Here is a 4704-nt window from a genome sequence, read left to right on the forward strand (position 1 = left end):
CTTTTCCCGATCAATTTTTCTATATATATCCATTGTTCTACTTTCTGCACCACCAGAATCAAGTGTCCCTAGAACATGTAATACTCTAATGCAATTCATTTATACACCCCATATACATTTTATATTCTACTTGATACTTCTTTAGTCAATGGTACTTTCACATTACATTTATTTGTAAAAACTTCTCTAAGGATTTCATCGGTTAAATCACCAAATAGCGGCCCATTACAAAGTTGTCCACCATTTATTCCCTGAAACCTTAAATTAATTTCAATTAGTATTGGTTCAGCATTAATATCTACTGCAAAATCCCATGAAATCAATTTAAAATGTCCAAATTTAATATGTTCTTTTTTAATAATATTGACTATTTTATCATATGAAGGTACTCTCTTCCCTTCAAATACAAATCCTTGGGGATGTTTTTCAAAACATATCCCAAAAGTATCAAAGGCATATTTTCTTAATCTTCCATCTTCCATAATCCCACATGAAAGACCCCCTACCGAGACATTATCTACTTTAGAGCCATTTACCCCCATTCTTAATCTTGGGGAAATTATATGCACTTTGCCATTTAAAAATATTGACATAACTCTTATTGTATTTACGGATTGTGGGTTAATAACTTTTAGTTCTGGATGCTGATCTATTACTTCTTGAATTATAAAGTCTTGTTTAAATTCAGTAATTATCCTGATTAACTCACAATGCGTATCAGCGATTTCTTCATTGTCTATAAAGCATATATTTCTGCCACCGCCGCTTTCGATAGTTGGTTTTATAACTATCTTTTTCTTTTTGTTGTAATGATCAATAATTTCATCTAATGAAATCAAATCAAATTTATCATCATAAAAGACCCCACCTACATTTTTAGCTATTGTAGTTGGTCTTTTTATATCGCTAAACAAAATATTATGAATTGCTTTATCAGAATATGCTTCATTTAAAGTAGCCCTGTTAAAGTAAGACTCTATATAACAGTAGTAAATATACTCTGGAATATATCTTACATCCTTGATTCCATTCCTCGAATAATACCACTTGTGCCAATCTAAATTAATTCTTAGGTTATATCTATTCCAGTATTCTTTAATGTGTCGTTTATAATTAGAATCAATAAAGTCGGTTTTCTTAAGTTTCATCTTTATTTGTTTCTTATATGTATAATTTAAATACAAGTTAAGTAAGTCGTTATTAACGAAAGCGACTAATCTTTTTAAAATTTTCTTGTTCGTTAAGCCCACCTATATCACTCCTAGTTAAAATGGCAATATGAACTGCTCTCCTAGAGTAAAGTCAAACTCATCAGGGTTAAATTTAACATAGCCTGTCCAGGGATAAAAAGTAAGCTCCCCAAAATAAGCTTTACCATTAACCCAGTATAAATCAACCCGCACAAAAGGAAAATCCTCTGAAAGTATGTTTGCAATCTTTAACATTTCATCCAGGCCTTCAGGCTTTGGAATATGTTCAGTAATGTTCGGTTTATCCGTAGTCACATCTATTAGGCGCCAGTCGGTATCATAGATGTTTCTTTTATGGTTTACCTTACGGTCAACATCAAGCACTATATATTTGGCATTGCCATTAAAACATAAAAATTTATAATCGTTAATACCGTCAAAAGGATTATCCTTATCTTCTAAATATTCCTCAACAACAATTCGTGGCAACACATCTTTATAGGACCATTCACGACCCGCAGAATAAACATCCCTTTTCAACCAAGTGGCAAGATGTTGTTTTGCATCATCTAATGAAAACTTTGCTTTATCCTCACAAAAGTAATTAGTTCCGCTTCCGTTTGTTGTTTTTAGCACAAATTTTTCAGGCAGCAGATTTAAATCTATCTGCTCAACATTGTCATACACACCATAAAGCCTATTTAAAATATGACTTAGATTTTTAGACTTAATATATTCACGCACTGCATATTTATCCGAACATTGAGTCATGAGTGGGTTTCGATAATATAATTTGTACCATTGCAGTTTTTCGGTGTATCTTTGCGGATTTTTTAGATTAAGTTTTCTGCCTAGCTTAATCTTGTACTGTAATTTAACCATTAATGAGCCTGGAACAAACCTTAATAGGTGCATTATTTTTATTCGCATCTCTTGATTGCTGATAATTTTTTTATAATTCAAGGACATCACCTTCCATGCATATTGGTTCACCCTATATGCATCTTATTTCATTTAAATACTTATCAATAACTAATGCTCTATCAAACTCTTTTTCAACCTTGTTTCTTGCCGCTAAGCCCATTTTTACTTTTTCCTCATAGCTTAAATTCAAGAAATTCTTCACACTATGGCATAAATCATTTGCATCTCCTGCTTTGAACAGATATCCTGTTACTTTATCTTCGATAACATCTTTAGAGCCATTGATATTGGATGCTATGCAAACTCTTCCCATAGCAGAAGATTCTAACAGTGCATTTGGCACTCCTTCTCCGCCATGAGAAGGAAGTATTGTACAATGGCACTTTTCAATCCAAGACTTTATATCTTTTTGATATCCTATGTAATTAATAATACCTTTTTTATCATAATCTTCGATTAAAGGCTTGTACTTTTCTTCTTCAATAAAGCCAGCAACATAAAAGTTTGTGTTTGAATGTTCTTTTTTAATCATTTTTGCAGCCTGAAGATACTGTTCTATACCTTTTATCTTCATAATCCTTCCTATGAAAATAAAATTGTTTTCACCGCCTTGCGGAAAATCGCTCATTTTAAATTGCTCTAAGTTTACACCCGAACCGGGGAGCATAGCAAAATTATCTTTCACCATATTATTATTGATAAACAAATCTCTGTCGCCACTGTTTTGAAAAAATACTTTGTAAGATTTTTTTATAGATTGTTTATACAAAAACTTTACAACTTCACTTACAAAGGTTCTTTTCAAAAAGGTACCGCCTGTGCCGGTAATATTATTTATCTGCTTATATTTCATAATATTTGAAGCTATAGAGCCATAAATATTTGGCTTGATAGTAAAAGAAAAAATTATATCCGGTTTAACATCTTTCATAATTCTTATATACTTTGTAACTAATTTAAGGTCCTCTACAGGGTTTATCCCTCTTCTGTCAACTGATGTTTCAATAATCTTACAACCCATATCTTCAAAAAAAACATTGTCATCTGACTTTGGCATAGAAATATATACTTCATGCCCTTCATCTATAATTTTTTTTATAAGCTCCTTCCTAAAATTATATAAGGTTATAAAATGGTTCGACAGAATTAAAATCCTCTTTTTCATTATACCATACCTACATTCTTTTAAGATATTCTCTAATCTCTCTTGCTATGCCTATTTCAAACGGTTCTGGTTTATATCCGAAGTCAGCGGTCGCTTGCTCATGAGAAAAATTCCTATCCTCACTCATTCTTTGCACCTTTTCGATATAATCAATTTTACCTATTGTAATTATTTTAAGGGTTTTGGCAATAAATACACCAAGCCCTAAAGGGAAACTTATAAAATATGTTTTTTTGTTAAGATTATCACTTATCAATTTAAATGCTTCAAGCATTGTAATTGGTTTTTCGCCTGACAAGATATATTCTGATTTTAATTTTTCTGTTGGCGTCATCAAAACATCATAATATGCTTTGCCTAAATCTCTGGCATTTACGGGCTGAATCAAGCTTTTTCCATGTTCAACAACAGGAAAAATTCTTAATTTATCAATCATCTTGATAAACCTGCTCATGTTTTTATCGTGCATATCGCCATAAATCATCGTCGGTCTTAGTATTGTTACACTAATATCGTTATTAGAAAGCAGTTCCTTAATTTTGCTTTCAATAATTTTATACTCTTCGGAAGCAATTCTAAACTTGGAAAATATACCGGTTGTATGAACACAAATAACACGCTTTACATTATTTGCAAGCGCGGCATTTAGCACTTTCAAGGTGTGTCTTATATTTACGATATGAACAATAGTACTTACATCTTTTGTGACTTCGGCCAAAAACGCCTCATCACGAATGTCCCCCACAACTTTTTCGATATTCAATACGCTATTATCAAGCATCGAAGTATCAGATGTATCCCTAACTATGCAGCGAATTAATCCTTGATATTTATGATTGATGAGTTCCTTTAAAAAATATCTTCCCGTATGACCTGTAATTCCTGTAACCAATAACATTAACCCACCCCTATTGCTGCCTTTATCATCTTTCTATAATTAGGAAGCTTGATAACACTGCGTTATTTTAATTGCCATAATATATAGTTATACCGTTTCTTTTTCATAGACTTCGTTTGAATATGAATGGGCATTCACCTTTGCAGCTCCGCCTTCGAGCACGCCATCTCTTCTAAGCACAAAAATAATTGATAAAAAGAAACACTTTATATCAAAAACAAAGCTTAAATTTTTAGCATATATTCCGTCGTATTGCGCCTTATCTTGAATAGAAATAGCATCTCTGCCGTTTATCTGTGCCCAACCTGTAAGCCCCGGCTTTATATCATTCGCACCATATTTATCACGTTCTTCAATTAAATCATACTGATTCCAAAGAGCAGGCCGAGGACCGATGATGCTCATATCACCAATGAGAATGTTTAAAATTTGCGGCAACTCGTCTAAACTTGTTTTTCTCAAAAATTTTCCTAATCTTGTTATGTACTGCTCGGGATTTTCAAGAAGATGAGTAGGCATATCCTTCG

The 4704-nt window shown here is 32.4% G+C and carries 5 protein-coding genes; all 5 read right to left on the reverse strand.

Going from position 1 to position 4704, the window contains the following annotated elements:
- Nucleotides 1–119 precede the first annotated feature (119 nt).
- Nucleotides 120–1250 (reverse strand): sugar-transfer associated ATP-grasp domain-containing protein, encoded by a 1131-nt coding sequence (locus PHP06_10555; GenBank protein ID MDD3840981.1) that lies wholly within the window; start codon nucleotides 1248–1250, stop codon nucleotides 120–122.
- Nucleotides 1251–1265: 15 nt separating this feature from the next.
- Entirely contained in the window at nucleotides 1266–2153 is an 888-nt protein-coding gene (locus PHP06_10560) for an ATP-grasp fold amidoligase family protein (GenBank protein ID MDD3840982.1), read from the reverse strand.
- Between the two features lie 31 nt (nucleotides 2154–2184).
- Nucleotides 2185–3279, reverse strand: a complete 1095-nt coding sequence (locus PHP06_10565; protein MDD3840983.1) for a glycosyltransferase family 4 protein — start codon at nucleotides 3277–3279, stop codon at nucleotides 2185–2187.
- 10 nt (nucleotides 3280–3289) lie between these two features.
- Nucleotides 3290–4177, reverse strand: coding sequence for an NAD(P)H-binding protein (locus PHP06_10570; protein ID MDD3840984.1), 888 nt, complete (start codon nucleotides 4175–4177; stop codon nucleotides 3290–3292).
- Nucleotides 4178–4264: 87 nt separating this feature from the next.
- Nucleotides 4265–4704, reverse strand: a 440-nt coding sequence (locus PHP06_10575; GenBank protein MDD3840985.1) for a sugar transferase, incomplete at its 5' end; no start/stop codon positions are given.

Source organism: Clostridia bacterium, from assembly GCA_028698525.1.
In the GTDB taxonomy this organism is placed as follows: domain Bacteria; phylum Bacillota; class Clostridia; order JAQVDB01; family JAQVDB01; genus JAQVDB01.

Excerpts from the sequence above, each read along its gene's own strand:
- PHP06_10565 (MDD3840983.1), bottom strand. The coding sequence starts at position 3,279 with ATGAAAAAGAGGATTTTAATTCTGTCGAACCATTTTATAACCTTATAT.
- PHP06_10570 (MDD3840984.1), bottom strand. The coding sequence starts at position 4,177 with ATGTTATTGGTTACAGGAATTACAGGTCATACGGGAAGATATTTTTTA.